This is a genomic window from Bradyrhizobium sp. (assembly GCF_016462955.1).
Lineage (GTDB): Bacteria > Pseudomonadota > Alphaproteobacteria > Rhizobiales > Xanthobacteraceae > Bradyrhizobium.
Genome location: NZ_JAEMSD010000332.1, coordinates 4,856 through 7,834 on the forward strand (window position 1 = coordinate 4,856; position 2,979 = coordinate 7,834).

Below are 2,979 nucleotides of genomic sequence, written 5' to 3' on the forward strand. Positions count from 1 at the left end.
GCCTTGGCCTCGGCGGGTTGAGCATCGCGGGTGTCGGCGCGGCTTTTGCCAATTTCGGCTTCTCGGTGCCGATCCCGGCCTTTGGCTATGTCTTCTCCGGCTTCGAGTTCCTCGGCATCATCCTGGTCACGGCCATTCCGTTCGGCATCTACGACCTCGTCGAGGCCATGGACAATGTCGAGAGCGCGGAAGCAGCCGGCGACGACTATCCCACCACGCGCGTGCTCACCGCCGACGGCGTCGTCAGCCTGATCGGCTGCCTGATGGGCAACCCCTTCATCAACGCGGTCTATATCGGCCATCCCGGCTGGAAGGCGATGGGCGGCCGGATCGGCTACTCCGCGGCGACCGGCATCATGGTGGTCGTGCTGTCCTGGTTCGGCATCATCTCGGTGCTGCTGGCGCTGGTTCCTGTCGTCGCGATCTCGCCGATCCTGCTCTATATCGGCATGCTCATCGGCGCGCAGGCCTTCCAGACCACGCCGGTCAAGCACGCGCCCGCGATCGTGCTGGCGCTGACCCCGCATCTGGCCGCCTGGGCCAAGCTCCAGATCGACACCATGCTCGGCTCGACCATGAATGCGGCGGCAAGCGTCGGCGGCTTGGCGGCCGACAAGGCCGATGCGGTCAAGGCAGCCGCGATTGCCGCCCTGCCGCAGCAGGGCGTGTTTTATCACGGCCTCGAGGTGATGGGCGGCGGCTCCATCCTCGGCGGCCTGATCCTTGGGGCGATCGGCGTCTTCATCATCGAACGCGATTTCGAGAAGGCGTCCGCCTTCGCGCTGGTCGGGGCGATCCTGACCTATTTCGGCTTCATGCATGGTGAGGCGGTCGGCATCGGCGGCGGCTTTGGCGTGACGCCGGCGGTCGCGCTGGCCTATGCCGTGATGGCCGCAGGCCTGTTCGCCGCCGGCAAGCTCGGTACGAGCGAGCACTATGCTGCGCATCCGGAGATGTCGGCCGCGCCGGCGGAGTAGTCCTGCACGAGGGGGCTTGCGGAACGGCCGGGCCATGTCCCGGCCGTTCTGGTTCAGGGACGCACGGCCGGCGTCTCCATCGGCAGGCCACGCGCACGCGACATCAGATAGAGCGCGAGCGCGACGAGCTCGGGCGAGCCATAGTCATAGGCTTGGGCCCGGACCCCTGTCATGCAGCTCCGCAGCCGCCGCTCCAGCGAGCCCATCGTTTGCCATTCCAGACGATAGAGTGGATAGCCGGTCGGTTGTCCCTGCGTGATCGGCGCGCCGGCGAGGCGCTTGTCGAAATTGTCGTCGTGGCAATTGGTGCAGGCGAGGTTGAGCTGCCCCTGGCGCTGCATGTAGAGTGCGCGGCCTTGCGCGATGAAAGGCTTGGCCTGCGGATCGTCACCGGCCGTGATCGGAGCGCCGCGCGACTGGTGGGCGATGAAGGCGGACAATGCGAGCAGGTCGCGGCTCTCGTAGGGCAGCGGCGTCGCCTGCTGATGATTGGCGCGACAGAGATTGATGCGCTGGTCGAGCGTGACGGGACGACCGAGAGCCTTGTCGAAGGCGGGGTAGCGCGCCGCGACGCCCTTCATGCTGCTGCGCGCCTCGCCATGGCAATCCGCGCAGGCTTTGCCGATGCTGCCGAACTTCTTCGCCCAGAGCGCTTCGCCGTCGAGCACGAACAGCATTCCGGGATTGCTGGTGTCGTCATCCTGCATGGCGCGCGTGTCCAGGCCCATGAAGGTGTAGCCGGAGCGACGCGCCTCGGGCGGGATGTCGCCGGCGAGCAGGGCCGTGGCCGCACCGGCCAGCAATGCCGCAATCGCTATCGCGCGCCAAGGGATCATTCGAGGGATCATTCGAGAGATCACTCGACAGGTCATTCGACCGTGATGACTGCCGATGCCGTCGAGGAATAGCCGTTGTCGCCGACCCATTCGAACTCGAATGTGCCGCTCTCCCTGGCGACGGTAAAGAAGGACAGATACGGGTTCGCTGCGATCGCCGGAAAGAGGTCGGCGCGAAAGATCTCGGCGCCATTGTAGCGGCAGATGAAACTCGTGATGATGTCGCGCGGCACCAGCTTGCCGTCCGCGGTGTGGCGGAAGCCGGTCTCCATGATGTGGGAGGTCAGCGTGCGGAGCTCGATGATGTCGCCGCGTCTGGCCTTGGCCGGAACGTTGATGAGGGCGGCCATCAGTTCATCTCCTCGGTGCATGCGGCCAGCGTCACGACCACATCGGCGGCGACCTGCCAGAACGTATCGTCGGACAGGCGCGCGATCGCGACCACCTTCTGGGTGTCGGCGAGCCGGATCCGTGTCGAGACCCGGGCCCGGCCGGAGGAGGGGCCGAGATGAAAATTGCCGATGTTCGGTTGCGGGTTCTTCTCGTTGAAGACGTGGATGGACTTGACGTAGTCGGTCGCCGTCATCGGGCTTGCAACGCTCACCGTGATCGGCACCGTGTTGCCGTTCTCGACTAGCGGCGGAATGTCGAGCTTGACCCTTCCGGTGTGAACCTGCGCTTCGCCGACGACGTCACGGATTGCGGTGTTGAGCATTGTCGGTGTCGCTTCGAGCGGCCGCAGCGTGACGATCGGGATCGTCCCGGCGGCCGTGATGCCTCCGGTGAGGCGCAGGAAATGTCGTCGCGTGGTTGACATCGATCTAGTCCCGAAGCGTTGCAAGAAAAGCCACGATGTCCTCGATCTCCGCGGCCGACAGGATCGGCTTGCCGGCGAAGTTGCGTCCGACGCGAACGAGGCCGTCGATGCGATAATAGGACGGCATGATGGTGTCCGGGTTGAAGCGCGAGGCATCGATCAGTCGAAGCCGCAACTGGCTGACCGACCACCGGTTCCCGGCGCCGGTGAGATCCGGCGCGAGGTCGCCCTGGAACCGCGTTTCCGGGAATGGGCCGGAATGGCAGAGGATGCAGGTCGTCGCGCGCGCGAGCACCAGAGCGCGCCCGCGCGCGGCATCGCCGGGTGAGCCGGTGAGCGTGGCGGGAAT

General features: G+C 65.9%; 4 protein-coding genes and 1 pseudogene. 1 reads left to right on the forward strand and 4 read right to left on the reverse strand.

Annotated features, from left to right (window positions below; translation table 11 throughout):
• Window positions 1-977, forward strand: a pseudogene (locus JHD07_RS27060) (regulator); the annotation flags it as partial.
• A gap of 53 nt (window positions 978-1,030) precedes the next feature.
• Here the strand turns inward: JHD07_RS27060 and soxA are convergent.
• The 4 genes from soxA to soxX all read right to left on the reverse strand — a co-directional run.
• Complete coding sequence (soxA, locus tag JHD07_RS27065; protein WP_291627610.1) at window positions 1,031-1,813, reverse strand: sulfur oxidation c-type cytochrome SoxA; 783 nt, start codon at window positions 1,811-1,813, stop codon at window positions 1,031-1,033.
• Window positions 1,814-1,845: 32 nt separating this feature from the next.
• Window positions 1,846-2,163: a thiosulfate oxidation carrier complex protein SoxZ gene (gene soxZ, locus JHD07_RS27070; protein ID WP_291627612.1), complete on the reverse strand. Its 318-nt coding sequence runs from the start codon at window positions 2,161-2,163 to the stop codon at window positions 1,846-1,848.
• Window positions 2,163-2,630 carry a SoxY-related AACIE arm protein gene (locus tag JHD07_RS27075; RefSeq protein WP_291627614.1) on the reverse strand — a complete coding sequence of 156 codons (468 nt, stop codon included), beginning with the start codon at window positions 2,628-2,630 and terminating at the stop codon, window positions 2,163-2,165. The genes soxZ and JHD07_RS27075 overlap by 1 nt, the downstream gene beginning before the upstream one ends.
• Window positions 2,631-2,634: 4 nt before the next feature.
• Window positions 2,635-2,979 (reverse strand): sulfur oxidation c-type cytochrome SoxX (gene soxX / locus JHD07_RS27080; protein ID WP_291627616.1); only part of this gene is annotated, 345 nt, incomplete at its 5' end.